At 51.2% G+C, this 19,782-nt stretch carries 17 protein-coding genes; 16 read left to right on the forward strand and 1 reads right to left on the reverse strand.

The features are described from left to right. Window positions 1-278: 278 nt before the first annotated feature. The 9 genes from NE473_RS13310 to NE473_RS13350 all read left to right on the forward strand — a co-directional run bounded on the left by NE473_RS13310 (window position 279) and on the right by NE473_RS13350 (window position 10,432). The gene (locus NE473_RS13310; protein WP_256265276.1) at window positions 279-1,097 is read left to right on the forward strand and encodes a serine hydrolase; all 819 of its coding nucleotides are present in this window, start codon (window positions 279-281) and stop codon (window positions 1,095-1,097) included. Between the two features lie 2 nt (window positions 1,098-1,099). Then, on the forward strand, window positions 1,100-2,185 hold the full coding sequence (locus tag NE473_RS13315; RefSeq protein ID WP_006770751.1) for a dipeptide epimerase: 1,086 nt from the start codon (window positions 1,100-1,102) through the stop codon (window positions 2,183-2,185). 66 nt (window positions 2,186-2,251) lie between these two features. Further along, a complete protein-coding gene (locus tag NE473_RS13320; protein WP_256265277.1) occupies window positions 2,252-4,207 on the forward strand; it encodes a peptide ABC transporter substrate-binding protein in 1,956 nt (651 codons plus the stop codon). A gap of 171 nt (window positions 4,208-4,378) precedes the next feature. Next, window positions 4,379-5,320 carry an ABC transporter permease gene (locus tag NE473_RS13325; protein ID WP_039890261.1) on the forward strand — a complete coding sequence of 314 codons (942 nt, stop codon included), beginning with the start codon at window positions 4,379-4,381 and terminating at the stop codon, window positions 5,318-5,320. Beyond that, window positions 5,317-6,330, forward strand: coding sequence for an ABC transporter permease (locus NE473_RS13330; protein ID WP_256265278.1), 1,014 nt, complete (start codon window positions 5,317-5,319; stop codon window positions 6,328-6,330). The genes NE473_RS13325 and NE473_RS13330 overlap by 4 nt, the downstream gene beginning before the upstream one ends. Window positions 6,331-6,369: 39 nt before the next feature. Beyond that, entirely contained in the window at window positions 6,370-7,422 is a 1,053-nt protein-coding gene (locus NE473_RS13335; protein WP_006770755.1) for an ABC transporter ATP-binding protein, read from the forward strand. Then, a complete protein-coding gene (locus NE473_RS13340; protein ID WP_256265279.1) occupies window positions 7,419-8,351 on the forward strand; it encodes an ATP-binding cassette domain-containing protein in 933 nt (310 codons plus the stop codon). Before NE473_RS13335 ends, NE473_RS13340 begins: the two co-directional genes overlap by 4 nt. Window positions 8,352-8,520: 169 nt before the next feature. Next, window positions 8,521-9,510 carry a C40 family peptidase gene (locus NE473_RS13345; RefSeq protein WP_022032644.1) on the forward strand — a complete coding sequence of 330 codons (990 nt, stop codon included), beginning with the start codon at window positions 8,521-8,523 and terminating at the stop codon, window positions 9,508-9,510. A gap of 76 nt (window positions 9,511-9,586) precedes the next feature. Continuing rightward, entirely contained in the window at window positions 9,587-10,432 is an 846-nt protein-coding gene (locus NE473_RS13350; RefSeq protein WP_055649852.1) for a serine hydrolase, read from the forward strand. Here the strand turns inward: NE473_RS13350 and NE473_RS13355 are convergent. Then, window positions 10,423-11,316 carry a tocopherol cyclase family protein gene (locus tag NE473_RS13355; protein ID WP_256265280.1) on the reverse strand — a complete coding sequence of 298 codons (894 nt, stop codon included), beginning with the start codon at window positions 11,314-11,316 and terminating at the stop codon, window positions 10,423-10,425. The two genes, NE473_RS13350 and NE473_RS13355, sit on opposite strands and share 10 nt — an antisense overlap. Window positions 11,317-11,511: 195 nt before the next feature. Here NE473_RS13355 and NE473_RS13360 point away from each other — a divergent pair, with 195 nt between their 5' ends. The 7 genes from NE473_RS13360 to NE473_RS13390 all read left to right on the forward strand — a co-directional run bounded on the left by NE473_RS13360 (window position 11,512) and on the right by NE473_RS13390 (window position 19,687). After that, entirely contained in the window at window positions 11,512-12,279 is a 768-nt protein-coding gene (locus tag NE473_RS13360) for a M48 family metallopeptidase (protein WP_318273034.1), read from the forward strand. Next, window positions 12,245-13,420 (forward strand): MCP four helix bundle domain-containing protein, encoded by a 1,176-nt coding sequence (locus NE473_RS13365; protein WP_006770762.1) that lies wholly within the window; start codon window positions 12,245-12,247, stop codon window positions 13,418-13,420. The genes NE473_RS13360 and NE473_RS13365 overlap by 35 nt, the downstream gene beginning before the upstream one ends. Beyond that, the gene (recJ, locus tag NE473_RS13370; RefSeq protein ID WP_256265281.1) at window positions 13,371-15,083 is read left to right on the forward strand and encodes a single-stranded-DNA-specific exonuclease RecJ; all 1,713 of its coding nucleotides are present in this window, start codon (window positions 13,371-13,373) and stop codon (window positions 15,081-15,083) included. The genes NE473_RS13365 and recJ overlap by 50 nt, the downstream gene beginning before the upstream one ends. A 25-nt stretch (window positions 15,084-15,108) precedes the next feature. After that, window positions 15,109-16,236, forward strand: coding sequence for a Gfo/Idh/MocA family protein (locus tag NE473_RS13375; RefSeq protein WP_256265282.1), 1,128 nt, complete (start codon window positions 15,109-15,111; stop codon window positions 16,234-16,236). Between the two features lie 270 nt (window positions 16,237-16,506). Beyond that, window positions 16,507-17,754: a serine hydroxymethyltransferase gene (gene glyA / locus NE473_RS13380; protein ID WP_006770765.1), complete on the forward strand. Its 1,248-nt coding sequence runs from the start codon at window positions 16,507-16,509 to the stop codon at window positions 17,752-17,754. A gap of 197 nt (window positions 17,755-17,951) precedes the next feature. Further along, on the forward strand, window positions 17,952-19,028 hold the full coding sequence (locus NE473_RS13385; RefSeq protein WP_256265283.1) for a MerR family transcriptional regulator: 1,077 nt from the start codon (window positions 17,952-17,954) through the stop codon (window positions 19,026-19,028). A gap of 479 nt (window positions 19,029-19,507) precedes the next feature. Next, window positions 19,508-19,687: a hypothetical protein gene (locus NE473_RS13390; protein ID WP_006770768.1), complete on the forward strand. Its 180-nt coding sequence runs from the start codon at window positions 19,508-19,510 to the stop codon at window positions 19,685-19,687. The last annotated feature ends 95 nt before the right edge of the window (window positions 19,688-19,782 follow it).

Raw genomic sequence — 19,782 nt, forward strand, 5'->3', positions numbered from 1 at the left:
TCCCCACAGCGGTGCAGGAGGAGAATCCTGCGGAAAATGGCTGTAAATTACCGGAAGAACGGGAAATATTGCTTGCTTTTTTTGTGAAATTTATTATACTTATACATAAGATTATATTTCATAAAGAATACGGATCGGTCGCAAAATCAGGTGCAATGAGGTAGCTGTAGGTGGTAGGTGCAGTGCCTCTTTTTTTCTATATGAAATGTTGACTGCGGCCGCGGCCCGCGCAGTGCGGATGCGGACCGGAACAGACAGGAGAGGGGACTGGAAGCGGTATGACAGAGGGCATAAAGCCAGAGGCGTCAGGGCTGGATACAATAGAACTCAATGTGACAGATCAGATAAAAGGTCTTCCGGGAAAGACGGGATTTTATTATGAAAATCTTGTGACCGGTGAACGGGCGGCGTATCACGAGGAGGAACGGATGATGGCAGCCAGCGTCATCAAGCTGTTTGTGATGACAGAGGCATTTACAAGGTTTGAAGAGGGGACTCTGAGTCCGGACAGGATCATCCGCATGAGGCGGGAGGACTGTGTGCCGTCCTGCGGGGCACTTACGTATCTCCATGACGGAATCGAAGTGACGGTTCTTGATCTCGTGACACTGATGATTATTTTCAGCGATAATACGGCGACGAATGTGCTCATCGATCTTTTGGGAATCGAGGAGATTAACCGCACCATCAGGCAGCTGGGATACCGCGATACGGTGCTCCGGCGGAAGATGTACGATACGGAGAAATCGAAGCAGGGAATCCAGAACTACATAACGGCGGCGGAGACGGGACGTCTTCTGCGGGAGATGTATCAGGGACGGCTGGTGAGCCGGACGGCCAGCGAAGCGATGATTTCTATTTTGAAGAACCAGCAGCTGTGCAGCAAAATACCGTTTTATTTACAGGCGCTGCCGGAGGAACCGGAAATCGCCCACAAGACGGGGGAGGACTGCGGAATTACACATGATGTTGGAATTATATATGCAAAACAGCCATTTATCGTGTGTTACTGTGGAAACGATACCGACACGCCGGCTTACGAGCGTGTGATGGCGGAGACGGCTCTGTGGCTGTATCATAGAAATTCGGAGGTTTGAGTATGAGAATAGCGAAGATCGAGACGGCGGAGGTGAATATTCCGCTTGTGACACCGTTTAAGACGGCTCTGCGGACCGTGAACAGCGTGAATGATATTGTGGTCAGAGTGACCGCGGATGACGGCAGAATGGGCTTCGGAGAGGCCCCTCCCACAGCTGTGATAACCGGGGATACGAAAGGATCGATCCGGTGTGCCGTGGAGGAATTTATCGCTCCGAATCTGATTGGAATGGAGATCGATAACCTGGACGGCATGATGAAAAAGCTTCACGGCTGTATTGTGAAGAATACGTCGGCCAAGGCGGCTGTGGATATGGCGCTCTATGATCTGTATGCCCAGTCCTGCAGGAAACCGTTGTATCGGGTTCTGGGAGGCAGCAGGACAGAAGTGGAGACGGATCTGACCATCAGCGTCAACGGTGTGGACGAGATGGTGGAGGACAGTTTAAAGGCGGTTAAACAGGGCTTTCGGATCCTGAAAATCAAGGTGGGAAAAGAAGGCGTAAAAGATATTGAAAGAATCCGGGAGATTCGGGCGGCTGTAGGCCCGGAGATCCGTCTGCGCATCGACGCCAACCAGGGCTGGACGGCCAAGGACGCTGTTCGCATTATCAGGGCCATGGAGGATTCGGGAATTGAGATGGATTTAGTGGAACAGCCGGTGAATGCCCACGATTTTGACGGGATGAAGTTTGTGACGGCCAATGTGGCCACGCCTGTTCTGGCGGATGAAAGTGTGTTTTCACCGGAGGATGCGGTGCGGATTATCCAAAACCGGGCGGCGGATCTCATTAATATTAAGCTGATGAAGACCGGCGGAATTTATGAAGCGCTGAAGATCTGCGCCATAGCGGAAAGCTATGGTGTGGAGTGCATGATCGGCTGTATGCTGGAGAGTAAGATCGCGGTCAGCGCGGCGGCTCATCTGGCGGCGGGGAAGGGGATTATTACCCGCGCGGATTTGGATGGCCCATCGCTCTGTTCCGTGGATCCTTATACGGGAGGGCCGGTTTATGAAGGCGCGATGATCCGAATGAACGAGAATGACGGGATCGGCATTACAGGAGTTCCCGGGTTTGAGCCGTAACCGGCCAAAGTGTATAAGAACTAATCCCGAAAGGGTTAGAAATATTAGGAACATGGAGGATAACTTATGAAGAAAAGAAGATTGACTGCGGCACTGCTCTGTGCCGTTCTTGCTGCTTCGACCGTGCTCAGCGGATGCGGCGGTAAAAAGACGACGGAAGGCGGAAGCACCGCCCAGGCCGGAAATGAAGCCGGGAAAAATGAGAACGGGAATGGCGAAGACGGGGGAAAGCCGGTCGTGTATAAGGAGCTGTACTCGGGGGAGGTTGCGACATTAAATTATCTGGTCTCTGCGTCAGAAGCCGATTTTAAAACGGCAGCTTACTGTATCGATACTCTGATCGAGTATGACAGTGAAGGCAAGATTCGGCCGGGCCAGGCGACGGAGTGGGAATATGACGAGCCGTCTAAGACGTGGACCTTTCACTTAAGAGAAGCCAAATGGGTGGATAACACGGGAGCACCGGTAGCCGATGTGACGGCACAGGATTACGTCGACGCCATCAAATACCAGCTGACACCGGAATATGAGAGCGGTATTGTACAGAATCTGTTCGGTGTGATTGCAAATGCCAAAGAATATTACAACGGTCTTGTTTATAACGGCGGAGCCGATGATGACGGTGTGGTATGGAATGCCATTGATTTTTCAGAGGTCGGAGTGAAGGCTGTGGATGACCATACGCTTACCTATACGCTGGAAACAGAAGTTCCGTATTTCCTGTCTTCTCTGGCATATATCGTCTACATGCCTGCTTATGGGCCTCAGCTGGAGGAACTTGGCAAGACGTTTGCAACGGATGCGGATAAGATGTACTACAACGGCTCTTACTATATGTCGGAATTTTCTCCTCAGGAGCGCCGGATTTACAAAAAGAATACGTTAAACTACGATGCAGATATCGTTTATATTGATGAAATTCAGAAGATATACAATGCGGAAGCAAATACCATTGGGCCGGAGATGATCAAGCGAGGCGAGATCGATTACGCGATAATCACAGCTGATATTCTGGACGACTGGCTGAGCAACGAGGACACAAAGAACCTGATCAGCCGTGAGCGGCCGAAAAACAGCTACTCCTATTTCTACTGCTTCAACTTTGATCCGCAGTTCGATGCGGAGTATGAGCCGGATAACTGGAGAAAGGCTGTAAATAATGAGAATTTCCGGAAGGCCCTTTCTTCCGCGCTGAATAAGACCAAGGAAGTAGCCGTGCTGGAGCCGAACGTTCCGGAAGATTACGTGATCCATACCATCACTCCGGCGAAGTTTACCTATAATGCAGATGGAACTGATTTTACTGAGATTGGCGATATGGCGGCTCTGGGAGATACCTTTAATGAGGCAAAGGCTGTGGAGTACCGTGACTTAGCAAAGAGTGAACTGGCGGCCGAAGGCGTTACCTTCCCTGTTAAAGTTCTTCTGCCGTACAATCCAACCGAGGTCAACTGGGATAAGGAGTGTCAGGTAGTGGAACAGCAGATGGAATCACTGCTGGGAACTGATTTTATCGATATTATCGTGCAGACTGGTCCAACCGACGGGTTCCTGACTGAGATCCGCCGCAACGGAAAGTACGCAATGTTAAAGTGTAACTGGGGCGCCGACTACGCGGACCCGGAGACCTGGACCGATCCGTTCTACCAGGCGAAAGGCGAAAATGGCTACGATCCGGGCTACAAGTACGCCAATCTTGCGAAAGCCATCGAGGATGGAACACCATCTGCGAATGCGGTGTTAGAGTACTTTACGACGATTGAGGAAGCCAAGGACATCAAGGTGGATATCAACGCCCGTTATGAGGCATTCGCCAAAGCGGAAGCCGCTCTGATTAATCATGCGCTTGTCGTGCCTTTCAGCATCAGCGTAAGCAAGTATCTTGCGACGAAGATCAATGTGTTTGAAGGCCAGTATGCGCCGTTTGGTGTGTCCAACTTAAAGTATAAGGGCCAGCATCTGCAGGATCATTACATCTCAATGGAAGAGTTTGAGGCGAATAAGGAAAAAGCAGGCCAGTAAAACCAGAAAGAGCGGATACTTGCCGGAATTTTACATTCTGGCAGGCATCCGCATCACTGCGGAAATACGTAAAAATGTTCTCGGAAATAGATGTAGTTTACGCATTTGCCGATGACATCTGCTTCCGAGAGGGTTTTTAGAAAAAGAAATTACAAAGGAGTTATGTTGCTGATGCTAAAATATCTAGGTAAAAGAATTGCCCGATCATTTCTTACTCTGATCATTATTCTGACTGTCGTTTTCTGTCTGCTGCGTCTGATGCCGATTGAAGGCTATTTCACCAATTTTGATAAGCTGACCCCACAGCAGATCCAGGTAAGCTTACAGGAGATGGGACTTACGGATCCGCTTCCGGTGCAGGTGGTACGCTTCTTTAACGACCTGGTGCACGGAGACTTAGGGGTATCCAGAATTTACCGGGCGAATGTGCCGGTAGCGGAGATTCTGGCCGATAAGGTTCCGGTGTCTATTAAGCTGGGCGTCCTGTCCATGATTGTTTCGCTGTTTGTCGGGCTTCCCATGGGAGCGCTGATGGCCAGGTACAAGTACAGATGGTTTGACAAGCTGGGGACGTTATTTATCGTCTGTATCCAGGCGGTTCCTGCGGCGGTCTACTTCCTTTATATCCAGCTGTACGGAACGCAGGCGCTGGGAGTCGGTCTGCTGTTTCAGATCGACGATCCGAAGTACTGGATTCTTCCGGTCGTCTCCATGTCTTTAAATAATATCGCATTTTACGGCATGTGGCTGAGACGCTACATGGTGGATGAGAGCAATAAGGATTACGTAAAGCTGGCCAGGGCAAAGGGCATGTCCGAGGGCGGCGTCATGTTTAAGCATATTTTCCGAAATGCCTTTGTTCCGCTGGCCCAGTACATACCGACCGCATTTTTAAATACGGTCATCGGCTCCATCTATATCGAATCCCTGTACAGCATTCCGGGAATGGGCGGCCTGCTCGTCACAGTGATTAAGAAGCACGACAATACCATGGTTCAGGGAATTGTGCTTCTCTATGCCTGCGTCGGTGTTATGGGTCTGCTTCTCGGCGATATCCTGATGGTTCTGCTTGACCCGAGAATCAGCTTAAGCAAAAAGGGAGGTGACAGATGATGAAGCAGTTTTCTTACCGCCATACGAAAGAGGCAGAGCTGATGGACAGCATGGAACGGGCGGCAAAGGGCGCTCCACAGACGGATGAAGAGCTGTTCTCCTTCGCCGGTTTTAACGAAGCGGAGGTGGAGCGGACCGGCTACAGCAACTACTCCTACTGGAGCAGCACGTTCCGGGCTTTCTTAAAGAATAAGGGGGCGGTTGTTCTTCTCGTTCTCCTGCTCCTTCTTCTGGCCTTTACCTTTATTCAGCCGCATCTTCCGGGCCAGTATGACCCGAATACGATCGTCAATGATGAGGCGGGAATGCAGTATCGCAATATTCCGCCCGGAGACCAGTTTATTCTGGGAACCAATTCCATCGGCCAGGATCTGTGGGCCAGAATCTGGGCGGGAACCAGGACGTCCCTGCTGATCGGCTTATCGGTGGCGCTGGCGGAAGCGCTGATCGGCATCACGGTCGGCGTCATCTGGGGGTATGTGCGGAAGGCTGATTTTATACTGACTGAGATTTATAATATTATCGACAACATACCGAATACCATTGTTCTGATTCTGATTTCCTATATTTTGAAGCCGGGTGTGAAGACACTGATCTTCGCCATGTGCCTTACGGGATGGATTCAGATGGCGCGTTTTATCAGAAACCAGATTCTGATTATCCGCGACAGGGATTACAATGTGGCCAGCCGTTGTCTCGGCACGCCGACGGCGAAGATTATCATAAAAAACCTGCTTCCTTATCTGGTGTCGGTTATTATGCTGCGTATGGCGCTGACGATTCCGTCCGCCATTGGAAATGAGGTTTTTATCACGTACATTGGTTTGGGGCTTCCGGTCAACATTCCAAGCCTTGGCAACTTAATCAATGAGGGCCGCGCCCTTATCACCAGCCCGGCGCTTCGTTACCAGCTGGTATATCCCACCATCATTCTTTCGTTTGTCACTATTTCGTTCTATATTATCGGCAATGCGTTTTCCGACGCGGCTGACCCGAAGAACCATGTATAGAAGACAGGACAGAACGGATCGATCAGAAGGAGGAACGGAATGCCAGAGAAGATACTGACGGTAGAAGATTTAGAGATTAAATTTGAACTGAGGGGAAAGACTCTGCATGCAATCAGAGGAATTTCCATGGAATTACACAGAGGAGAGATCCTGGCCATCGTGGGAGAGTCGGGAAGCGGGAAATCCGTGTTTACCAAGTCCTTCATGGGACTTCTGGACCAGAACGGCCATGTGACGGCGGGAAAAGTCACGTACTACGGTGCGGACAACAGGGAGCCGGTGGAGCTGACTTCACTGAAAAAGGAAAAGGAATGGCTGAAGATCCGGGGACGTGAGATCGCCATGATCATGCAGGACCCCATGACCAGCTTAAGTCCGTTAAAAACGATCGGTGTGCAGATCATGGAGGCGGTGCTGCTTCACCAGAATGTGAACCGCGCCGAGGCAAAGGCCAGAACACTGCAATACCTGGCGGATGTGGGAATCAGCGAGCCTGAGAAACGGTTCGGCCAGTATCCCCATGAGTTTTCCGGCGGCATGAGGCAGCGTGTGGTAATCGCCATCGCCATTGCCTGCAATCCGCAGATTTTAATCTGTGACGAGCCGACGACGGCGCTGGACGTGACGATCCAGGCACAGATTCTCGATCTGATCAAGGAACTGCGCCACAAATACCATTTATCCGTCATCCTGATTACGCACGATCTGGGCGTGGTCGCCAATATTGCGGACCGTGTGGCCGTGATGTATGCGGGAGACATTATCGAGATCGGGACGGGCGAGGACATTTTCTATGACGCGAGACACCCGTATACGTGGGCGCTGCTCTCGTCGCTTCCGCAGGTGGGAGTGAAGGGAACGGATCTCTTCTCGATACCGGGGACGCCGCCCAACTTATTTACGGAGATAAAGGGGGACGCGTTTGCACCGAGAAATCCGAAGGCGTTAAAGATCGATTTTATAAAACAGCCGCCGTATTTTGACGTGTCACCGACCCATAAGGCCAAGACCTGGCTGCTCGATCAACGGGCACCGAAGGTGGAACCGCCTTCCGTGGTTGAAAAAATCCGAAACGGAGGTCTGTTTTCATGAAAAGAGAAGTATTATTGGATGTAAAGGATTTGGACGTCACGTTCGGTGAGCGGAAGAAACGGTATGAGGCGGTCAAGAAGGTCAATTTCAAGATCTACAAGGGAGAGACCTTCGGACTGGTGGGAGAATCCGGTTCCGGTAAAACGACCATCGGCCGGGCAGTCATGAGAATTATCCCGTCTTCCGGCGGGGATATCATCTATAAAGGCGAGAAGATCAACGGCAGAATCTCCAGAGAGCTGGACAGGAAGGTCATGGGGGAAATCCAGATGATCTTTCAGGACCCTCAGGCTTCGCTGAATGAGCGGGCCAAGGTGGATTACATCATCAGCGAAGGCCTGATGAACATTGAGAAGGGGATCGGCGAGAAGGAACGGAAGAAACGGGTGGACCAGGCCCTCCTCGATGTGGGTCTGCTGCCGGAGTTTGCCAGCCGGTTCCCCCACGAGTTTTCAGGAGGTCAGCGGCAGAGAATCGGTATTGCCAGGGCACTGATTATGAATCCGGAGTTTATCATTGCGGATGAGCCTATCTCTGCACTGGACGTGTCGGTCCGGGCGCAGGTGTTAAACCTTCTGGCGGATATGCAGAAGAAGAGGGGGATCACCTATCTGTTTATCGCACACGATCTGTCGGTCATGCGGTTTATCACGGACAGAATTGCGGTCATCAGAAAAGGGGAGATCGTGGAAATGGCTGAGACGGAGGAACTGATTACTCACGCCATTCACCCGTATACGAGGGCGCTGCTGTCGGCGATCCCCATGCCGGATCCGCGGCATGAGAAGGGAAAGAAGCTTCTGGTCTATGACGCCTCCATGCATCACTATGAGACGGATAAGCCTTCCTGGCGGGAGGTGAGGCCGGAACACTATGTGCTGGCTAACGGCAGTGAGTATGAAGCTTATAAGAAGTTGTACCGGGATTAGGCGCGGAGGAGACCTTCGCAGAAATCATAGAAAAGGACTATATGGAACGAGAAGAGAGGCAGCAGGAAGGCGGCGTGCAGAAGGCGGAAATGAATTTCCAAACAGGCCCTGGCGCTGCCTTTCCTGTGGCTCGGGGAAATATGTGAAGTCCGGAACAGGAGATGGAACGATGCAGTATGGAATTGTGATACAGCCGGTTGCGACTATTTATGAGATTCCGGCAGAGACCGTAGTGAAGGATGGGATGGTGCTGTCCGCCATTGCGGATGAGGCGATGTATGGAACGGGGCTTGCGATTACCGGGGCGGAGGTTATTGAACCGGAGGTTACCGGGGCGGCGGTTAACGGTCCGGAGGCTGCCGGGATGGCGGTTATCGGGAGGGAGACCGATGAGACGGGGCAGAGGACGGAGATGAACCGTGGATATCTGCCGGTGCGTACGTTTTATGGTTATACGGGCTATGTGCGGAAAGAAGCGGTGCGGCTGGTCTCTTTAGAGGAAATGATGGCATGGGAGGAAGGCGGTCTCATGGTGACCACGGCTTTCTGCGTCGATGTGGTGTCAGTGCCCAAAGTGCAGGGAGTCAGGCTCGTCAGCCTGTTCCGTGGTTCGCTGGTGAGTGTGATACCGTATGAATGCGGCATAGAAGGCTGGGGGAAGGTGAAGCTGGCAGACGGCCGTTTTGGATACATCAGGGAGCAATTTCTGGAAAACAAAGAGTTTTCGCAGGCCGGTTTGTGGACAGAGACGCTTCCGCAGAAGAAAATTGTGGATAAGGAGGCGTTTCGCCGGGCCGTGGTGGAGACTGCAAAGACGTATCTGGGGATTCAGTACCGGTGGGGCGGCCGTTCCACCGCCGGGATCGACTGTTCCGGGCTTACCTCGGTAAGTTATATGATGAATGGAATTCTGACCTGGCGGGATGCGAAAATCGTGGAGGGATATCCGGTCCGTGAGATCGCAAAGGACGAGATGAAAATGGGGGATCTGCTCTATTTTCCGGGACACATTGCCATGTATATGGGAGATGGAAGGTATATTCATTCCACCGGAAAGGCGGGAAGCGGCGGAGTGGTGATCAACAGCCTGAATCCGGAGGACGCGGATTTCAGAGCCGATCTGGCGGAGAGCCTGTATGCGGCAGGAAGCATTTTCTGACAGGACCATGCGTTCCGGGAGCGGATAAGCAGCGCAGCACGGGTCTGCGGCACAGAAACGGAAGAGGAGAAAGAGAATGGATAAGAGACTGACGATAGAAAAACGAATTGAAGCGGAGCTCATGAGTTATGATGGAACAATGGGCATTTACGCCGATGATTTACATGGAAATATAATTGCCATCGGCGCGGATGAGGCGTTTGAGACGGCCAGCACCATAAAGACGTATATTCTGGCATGTCTGTTTGATCAGGTGGAAAAGGGGAAAGCCAGCTTAGAGGATATGGTGGAATTTAAGGAGGAACACACAGTAGACGGAAGCGGAGTTCTGTGTGCTCTGGAGCCGGGAGCGGTACTGAGGGTGAAGGACGCCGCCACCCTGATGATCATTGTAAGCGACAATGTGGCGACGAACATGATGATTGACTATCTGGGGCTGGATACGATCAACGCCTGCATCCGCGGACTGGGCTGCAGGGACACCGTGCTGTATAATCCTCTTCATTTTGAGCGGTATGACAAGCTGGGAACTTCGACTCCCAGGGATTACGCCAGCATTTTTACGAGGCTGGCGGCGGGGACTTTAATCAGCCCGGAATCGGACGCAAAAATGCTGGAGATCTTTAAGAAGCAGCATTACAACAGCATGATTACAAAGGATTTCCCGGCAGTTTACATGGACAGCGACAATACGGATGACGTGATGGTGACTGTGGCTTCCAAGAGCGGCAGCATGAATGCCTGCCGAAATGACGGCGGAATCATATACACTCCGTACGGTCCGTATGTGCTGGTGATGTTCAACAGGAAATTCAGCGACGCCATGTACTATCCGGCGCATCCGGCGACGGTATTCGGAGCCAGAGTGAGCCGGCTGCTGTTTGATCAGTTCATTGCGCTGGAAGGCCGTTTTCAGCCGTAAGACTCAAAACCCGCATGGTGGCACAGGATATCAAAGATCTTTTTTTCCTGACAGAAGAACTGGCAGCGGACCTGGCAGGCCGCACTCTCTTTTATGGTGCGGCTCATGCTTCCGAAGGAGGGAGCGGCCAGGGACAGAGGCTGGTCCTTGATCAGGTTGACGTGAAGCATCAGGCCGCCCTGGCTGACCAGAAGCTCGCGGGCGGTGAATTCCAGGATTTTGAGCCCCTTGTAGGTGGCCAGGCGGTATTCTTTTCCGCGGAAGAAGACCGAACCGACAGAGCCGGTGAAATGTGTCCCGGCAAAGGGAATATCAGCAACGGAAAGCATGACGCAGCAGGGCGCTTTCGTCTTCTTATCAGTCCAGGTACACTGGGTCCATACGTACCGGGAGGGGAAGGAACGGCCCCAGTCTTTTTCGATGTAGCCGAGACCTCCGTCAAAATTCAGCTTTTTCCCGTTCAGGATCAGCTGGCCGGACAGGCGGTGGGAGAGACTTAAGACGCCGTGGCGGCACTGCATGAACGGAACGGCGCAGAAAGGCCCCATAATATCGTAACCGGGTGGTGTAAACGGCCCGTAAGAGAGGTGACCGGTCAGCGTCACCTCTTTTGCGGCAATATCCAGATGGATGCCCTGTTCAGAAAAGGTTGAGGTGCCAAGGTTTACATAAAAAAGACTGGAGGCCGCCTGGAACTGGCCGGCGGAGAATCGGATAACCCACGATTCGGTATTGGTGACAATCTGAAGAGAAGCGGAGGGGTTTCCCTGCCTGTCGATGTGGTATGCCGGAATCAGTGCGAGTACGCCGTCAGGAGACTGATGTTTTAAGTACCAGCCTTCGAAGAAGGAATGTTTTTTATGATAACCGTGAAAATATTTCATAAGGGGAACCTCCGTATGTTTTCGTTATTTTGGCAGATAGTACCATGTTATAGTCTGTCCAGGCACGGCGGAAACATTCACACTTGTTTCTTTTGACATTATCCGCTATAATGTGACATACAGGCCGTGAGAATGCGGTATGTACCGAAGGAAAATGCAGGACTGAAGCATGACAGAAAAGAATGTGAAAATAAAATGAAAACTGAAAAACAGGCGCTGCCTGACCAGGGGATACTCATCTGTGAAGATGGGGATTTTTTCCCTTACAGGATCGTGAAATCCGCCAGGCGCACGATGGCGGTCTCCGTAACCAGGGCGGGAGAGATTGTCGTGCGGATACCGGAACGGCTATCGTGGAAGACCGGCCATGAGTTTGCGCAGCGGAATCAGGAATGGATCTTTGCGCACGCTTCCAGAATCAGGGAAGATTTGGAGAAACGGGAGCAGTTTCACTGGACGGAGGGGGCGGAACTGCTCTTTCATGGAACTTTAAAAAAACTTCATTTTGAACAGGATTATGAGACGGAACGGTTCCGGGTATGCGATACCGGCGATAAATTTCTGGTATCCGGCCCTTTTTCGGGCAGGGATGATGACGAGCCGCTTGTGAAGGCGGCCATGGAAAGCTGGTATCGGAAACAGGCGAGGCGTTTCCTGGAGGAGAGAACTGCCTGGTGGGCGGATCAGATGGGAGTTTCGTATCTGCGAATCGCCATACGGGATCAGGCCACCCGGTGGGGAAGCTGCAGTGTCCGGGGAAATATCAATTATAATTGGAAGCTGGTGCTTCTTCCAGTGGAACTGACGGATTACGTGGTAGTGCACGAACTGGCTCATCGCACGGAGATGAATCATTCAAAGGACTTCTGGAAAATCGTTGAGAGAGAACTGCCGGATTACCGGCAAAGAAGGAGAAGACTTAAGGGTTATGAAAGTGAAATCAATCAGAAATATCAGTATTAAAACAAAGCTTTTGTTTCTGGGAGGAGTCAGCATTCTGGGACTCGTGTTTATCGGAGCGGAGTCCATTATCACGGCGAGACAGATTAACGAGGCCAGCACGGAGATTTCCCAGTCCTGGGTTCCGGCGATCATCATCGCGGAGGAACTGAACACCGAGACATCGGATTACAGGATCAAGGAATTTTACCATGCCATTACCCACGACCAGGAGACCATGGATCATCTGGAAAAAGAGATGATGGCTGTCCGTGATGAGATCGACGCGGCATTTACGGAGTACGAGCAGTTTTATATTACGGATGAGACGGACCGAACGCTGATGGAGAACGCCAGGGCGTACTGGGATAAGTATCTGGAATACAGTGACAGGCTTCTCCCCGTCAGCCGGGGCAATGATAACCAGGAATCGCTTAAGATGATTATCGGAGAGTCCAGGCTCTTATTTGACGAGGCCAGCAGCAACTTTTTAAAGATGGCGGAATTTAACCGTCTCGGAGCCGAGGCGGCCAGTGTCCGGGGCGACCAGCTTTACGTCAGACTGGCCAGGGTGAAGATCGTGTCCATCTGTCTGATTGCTTTGGTGATTACACTGCTTGTCATCTACATCATTATTGCGATTGACAAGCCGGTGAAGGCGATCGTTGAGGGGACCAGAAGGGTTTCCAACGGCGATTTAGACGTGTACCTTCCCTACGATTCTGAGGATGAGATCGGAATTCTGACGGATTCCGTGAACCAGCTGATTGAACGGCTGAAGAATATTATCGACGATGAGAAATACCTTTTCCGCGAGATCGGAAGTGAGAACTTTGAAGTGAAATCCACCTGCGAGCAGGCCTACAGGGGGGATTTTGCCCCCATTCTGTATTCGATTGCCAGCCTGATGAGCAGACTGGATATCGCGAAACAGAAGAAGGAAGAGCTGAAGAAGCGGCTGGAAGAACAGGTCGCGGCAGAGATGCTGGCAGAGAAGAAGCTGAAGGAAGAGAAAACGCTGGCGGAGGAAGGAAAGAAGCTGGCGGAAGAGAAGACACCGGCAGAAGATAAGAAAACGCCTGATGCAGATCAGGCTGGTGAGGAGACGAAAAAGGATGGCAGCAGAACGATGGATGCTTCAGACGAAGAAGGCAGACTTTCATGAGATGGCAGGAATCCATCATATTACGCCGGTAACAGCGAGAATTATCCGAAACAGGGATATTGTGGGAGCGGAAGCGGTAGAGAAGTATCTCCGCGGATCGCTGAAGGATCTGTACAGTCCTCATCTGTTAAAGGATATGGATCTGGCGGTGGAGATTCTGAAGGGAAAGACAGAGCAGGGAAAACGAATCCGCATTGTTGGAGATTACGACATAGACGGTGTATGCTCTACCTATCTGCTTTACCGGGCGCTTACAAGAATCGGGGCCAATGTGGATTATGAAATTCCGGACCGGATTAAGGATGGTTATGGAATCAATGAATCCATCATCCGCGCCGCGGCTGATGACGGTGTCGATACCATCCTGACCTGTGACAACGGAATCGCCGCTGTAGAGCAGGTCAGACTGGCGAAGGAACTGGGGCTTACCGTGCTGATTACGGACCACCATGATATCATGCAGGAGGAGGGGGGCGACGTGCTTCCGCCTGCGGATGCGGTGGTCAATCCCAAGCAGAGCGGATGCAGTTATCCATACCCTGAGATATGCGGCGGAATGGTAGCCTATAAGCTTGTAAAGGCTCTCTACGAGGCGTTTTCCGTTCCGGAGGAGGAGTGGCTGTCCATGCTGGAATTTGCGGCGATCGCCACGGTAGGAGATGTGATGAAGCTGCGGGACGAAAACCGTATCATTGTCAAAGAGGGCTTAAAAAGAATTGCGGATACGAAGAGTATCGGCCTTTTAAAGCTGATTGAGCGGAACGACCTGGATAAAGACCATATTTCTGCGTATCACATCGGGTTTGTGATCGGTCCCTGTTTAAATGCCGGAGGAAGACTTCAGACAGCCAAGCTTGCGCTTGCGCTGCTGCTGTGTGAGGACGGGGAAGAGGCGGACCGGCTGGCTATGGAACTGAAGGAGTTAAATGACCAGAGAAAAGATATGACGAAACAGGGAACCGAGGAAGCCATTGCTCAGGTGGAACAGTGTTACCGGGCTGATAAGGTGCTGGTGGCATACCTGCCGTCCTGCCACGAATCGCTGGCGGGAATTATTGCCGGACGGCTGCGGGAGCAGTATCAGAAACCGGCCTTTGTGCTGACCGATGGGGAGGGCTGTGTGAAGGGCTCCGGACGTTCCATCGAGCAGTACCATATGTTTGAAGGACTGGTGAAGGTCAGGGATCTTCTGCTTAAATTCGGAGGTCATCCCATGGCGGCAGGGCTCTCGCTGGAAAAGGAGAACATCGATGAATTCCGCCGCAGGCTCAACGAGGATGCAGAACTGACAGAGGATGATTTTGTCCGAAGGATCTGGATTGATGTTCCCATGCCTTTCGACTACATAAGCGAGCCTCTGATTGAGGAGCTGGAGCTTTTAGAACCCTTTGGACAGGGCAATGAAAAGCCGCTGTTTGCACAGAAGGGGCTTCACATCAGAAGTGTGCGTGTGCTGGGAAAGAACCGGAACGCCGTGAAGTTCTCACTGGCTGATGAAAAGGGGAGCCCGATGGATGCCATGCTGTTTACTGACGGCGATACATTTTTAGAGGAACTGGGAAACCGCAGGGTTATTGATGTGATTTATTATCCGACGGTGAATGAATACAATGGCAGCAGAACGCTGCAGGTTATAATCAAAAACTACAAAATACCGGTATAGTCAAAAGGAGCAGGGGTGCAGGACGATGGAGAAAATCAGGGCCGCAGTGGTTGGATTCGGCGGTATGGGCCGCCAGTACGTACAGATGCTTGATAACGGTGAAATCGATGGTATGGTACTCGCTGGAGTATGCTGCCGGAATGAAAAGGGGAAGAACGAGATTAGGACAGCTTATCCGGGAGTGTCGGTCTATCCGAATGTGGAGGCGATGTTTGGCTGTAAAGATGAATTTGACGCGGCAGTTGTTGTGACGCCTCACGCCACCCATGTCGAGATTGGAAAAATGGCGGCCGCTGCGGGAAAACATATTTTGCTGGATAAACCCGCAGGAATATCGACGAAGGAAGTGAAGGAACTGTTAGACGCGGCAGAGCGCGCAGGGGTCAGTCTGGGTATGATTTTTAATACGAGGATGAACCGCGTGTTTTTCCGGGCCAAGGAGATGATTGAGCGTGGAGAACTGGGACGGCTGAACCGTGCCGTGTGGATTTCCAATATCTGGTTCCGGACTCCGGCCTATCATAATTCTGCTTCCTGGCGCAGCACGTGGGCAGGGGAGCACGGAGGTCTTCTGATTAATCAGAGTCAGCATTTCCTCGATGTCTGGCAGTGGCTTTTTGGCATGCCGGATCACGTCCTGGCAACCGTGGAATGCGGAAAGTACAGCGATATTACGGTAGATGACAGTATGGATGTTCAGTTTTTCTATGACAATGGGCTTCACGGAACCTTTATTGCCTCCAGCGGGGAGTATCCGGGAGTCAACCGGCTGGAAATCTGGGGGACAAAGGGACGACTGTGCATCGAGGACAGCAGCCAGATACTTTTTGATGAAAATGTGGTGCCAACGGATGAATTCAGCAGCCGGAATCAGGAAATCTACGGGATGCCGGAACACCATGCTAGGGAGATTACGGTGGAGAAAAAGGGCGCTGAAGGGTATCAGAAGATCTTCCAGAATTTTACGGATCATTTGAGATATGGGGAACCGCTGCTTGCGACGGGGGAGGATGGACTGCGCGGGGTGATGATTGCGAATGGGGCGTATCTCTCCTCCTGGCTGAAGAAAAAGGTGGACTTCCCGATCGATGACGAGCGCTATGCAGCGATGCTGGAGGAGAAGGCAGCGGAAGAACGAAGGGCTGGGAAATAGTACGGTGGCTGCTTTCCAGTTAAGAGAAGAAAAAGGCCATCCGGGTTTGATGCAAATATCCTCTGAACAGGGCCGTGCATGAAGCTGTGATAGGATTAGAGGAGTTACGATCCTCAAAGATGATAACGGCCCGGAAAGAACTTGACAGCCTCATTAAAAATGTTTTATAATCAACCTCAACGGAAAGAGGCGCTGGTGCAGGGAAGAGTCCCTCTGCCAGCGTCTTTGTGCAACTGTTAAATTGAAAGGGAAAAGAGAGGGAAAGTGGACATGGTCAATGAAGTAATGAAGTTTATCACCAGCTATGACAAGGAAGTGGGCGAGGCCATTGAACTGGAGTGTGCGCGCCAGAGAAGAAACTTAGAGCTGATCGCGTCGGAGAATATTGTATCCGAGCCAGTCATGATGGCGATGGGAACCGTTCTCACCAACAAGTATGCGGAAGGTTATCCAGGAAAGCGTTACTATGGCGGCTGCGAGGACGTGGATATCGTGGAGAATATCGCTATCGAGCGTGCGAAGAAGCTGTTCGGCTGTGATTACGCCAATGTACAGCCGCATTCGGGCGCGCAGGCCAACATGGCGGCGTTTGTAGCCATGGTACAGCCGGGCGATACCGTGATGGGCATGAATTTGAACCACGGCGGTCATTTAACACATGGAAGTCCAGTCAACTTTTCCGGTCTCTATTTTAATATTGTTCCTTATGGTGTTAATGACGAGGGATTCATCGATTATGACGAGATGGAGCGGATCGCCATTGAAAACAAGCCGAAACTGATCATCGCAGGCGCAAGTGCTTACGGAAGAACGATTGATTTTAAGCGGTTCCGTGAGGTTGCCGATAAGGTGGGCGCTTATTTAATGGTCGATATGGCTCATATCGCGGGCCTGGTGGCAGCAGGACTTCATCCGAGTCCGATCCCGTACGCGGATGTCGTGACGACTACGACCCATAAGACTCTTCGCGGACCGAGAGGCGGAATGATTCTGGCGAATAAGGAAGCTGCTGAGAAATTTAATTTCAACAAGGCTATCTTCCCAGGTACCCAGGGCGGTCCTTTAGAGCATGTCATTGCAGGCAAGGCAGTATGCTTCGGGGAGGCACTTAAACCGGAATTTAAAGAGTATCAGGAGCAGGTAGTGAAGAACGCGAAAGCGCTGGCCGCGGCTCTTGTGAAGCAGGGCTTCAACATTCTGACCGGCGGTACGGATAATCATCTGATGTTAATCGACTTGCGCGGTATGGAAGTAACCGGTAAAGAGCTTCAGAACCGTTGTGACGAGGTTTATCTGACTCTGAACAAGAACGCGGTTCCGAACGATCCGAGAAGCCCATTCGTGACCTCCGGCGTCCGCGTCGGAACTCCGGCTGTAACGTCCAGAGGACTGAAGGAAGAGGATATGGAGAAGATTGCAGAATGCATCTGGCTGGCTGCGACTGATTTTGAGAACAAGGCAGACTATATCAGAGCGGAAGTGACGAAAATCTGTGAGAAATACCCGATTTATGAATAATCGGTATCTGATGAAAAAAGACAGATAAATGAGAGAGAGGCAGGCCGGAGGCGTGCGGGTTCCTGGAACGGGGATCTGTGTGGCTCCGGCCCGTTGTATTATGGGCATCAGGTTAACTGCCCGCTTGACATTCACCCTGGGCGAAGCTCTATACTTACGTTGTCACCGGGAAAACGGTTGTTAAGGAGGATAAAACGATGTTTAAAATCAACGAGGCGGCTGATATGCTGCATGTGAATCCAAACGCACTGCGTTTTTATGAAAAGAAGGGAATTATCGCACCACACAGGGATGAAAATAATTATCGAATGTATACAATGGATGATATTACAAGGATCCAGATGATACTGCTGTACCGGCATATGGGATTTTCCATAGAAATGATCCTGAAGCTGCTGGAGCAGGAGGAAAGTCCGGTCGATCTATTCTTCCGGCAGTATGATATTTTAAACCGCCATGTTCATTCCATGAGCCTGATCCGGAATTCCCTGGCAGGCTGCATCGACCGGATGCTGGAGGAGATGAGCGAACCGGAAGCGGAATGTACGGGTGCTGACACCTTAGTTTCTGCAGGCGCAGTTGCGGAATTGGAGAAAACCGCGGCGCTGCTGGCTGGCATGGGGAAGTGGGAGGACCGCTGGAATTTTGACAGCTCCGCCAGCCATTATGACGATATGGTAAGGCGTGGGGTAAATGGGCTTGCGTTTTACGAAAATTATGAAACGGTTTTAAATGAGACTGCACGTCTGGCTAAGGAACACGGGGGTATGATGGCGGAAATAGGAGTCGGCACGGGAGAACTGGCAGGACGGCGGCTTTCTGATTGTGATATTACGGGGATCGATCAGTCGGTGAATATGCTTAAGGAAGCAAAAAAGAAGTTTCCCAGACTGAAGGTGAAGCTGGGAACATTTTTGCAGCTTCCATTGGATTCCGGGAGTGTGGATACCGTGGTATCGTCCTATGCGTTCCACCATTGCAATGAGGAGGAGAAATTCCTGGCGGTCAGAGAGATGGTCCGGGTTTTGAAACCGGAAGGGCGTGTCGTGATAGCGGATCTGATGTTTGCCGATCAGGAGGCAATGCAGAAATTTGCAGAGCGCTGTTCTGACTCGGAACGGGAAGATTTGGAGGATGAGTATTTCGCATGCGTGGACCGGCTGGAGGTCATGTTGGAGGCGATGGGATTTGATGTCAGACATGAACAGGTGGACGCGTTAATATGGATTGTGAGCGGCGATCTGAAGGAAAAGGATCATCAGAAAGGACAATAGAGGGCGGGGCGGAGCAGCTGTGGTTATCTGCTGCAGCGGATTGAGATGGCGAAACTCTGTGCAGACTAACAATAAATAGTTTTGCATCAAACGTGGTAGTAATATATTAAAAATTACGGTAGAATGGATTTATAACAGCCAATGAGGCCGCGATGCAGTGAAAACGGTATAACCGGCGTTTGCAAAGAAGTGAGACGAGATGGGCAGATATCATGCAGTATGGAAATATGTATACGGAGCAGACCGTTATTTTTTGAGAAAATCAGCCTGCCTCACTCCGCTTTAAGCGAAAGCACATTTTAACAAAGTAAGCAAGGATTTTCCTATCCTCTAGGGTGGTGAGATGAATTGCCAGAAACAAATGAAACGACAGTGGTGGGGGGAGAGAAATCACTATCCTCCACTGCCATGAGGTCGATTATGCGCAAACATAATGTGCGGTCGTACTTCGACAATATACCTGGTGAGGAGTGAAACAAATGAAAAAAGTGGAGATAATGAGCATAGCTGTTTTTATTGTTACACTGTTAATTATGGGGATAAACATGTTTATCAGGCCTCTCTCGGACTGGCTTGTGAGAGTGGATGGGATTGTCATGCTGATCAGTGCAGCAGTCGTCGTTTACATGGCTGTCCAGAGTCATAATGAAAAAATATGATTTTTCATGTTTTCTGCCGGAAGCCGGACGTATTTCTGCGGAATGACAGAAGCCGGAAGGAATATGGCTGGCGGAACGCTCAGCAGGCCGGATCA

The organism is Hungatella sp. SL.1.14, assembly GCF_024460495.1.
Taxonomy (GTDB): Bacteria; Bacillota; Clostridia; order Lachnospirales; family Lachnospiraceae; genus Hungatella; species Hungatella hathewayi.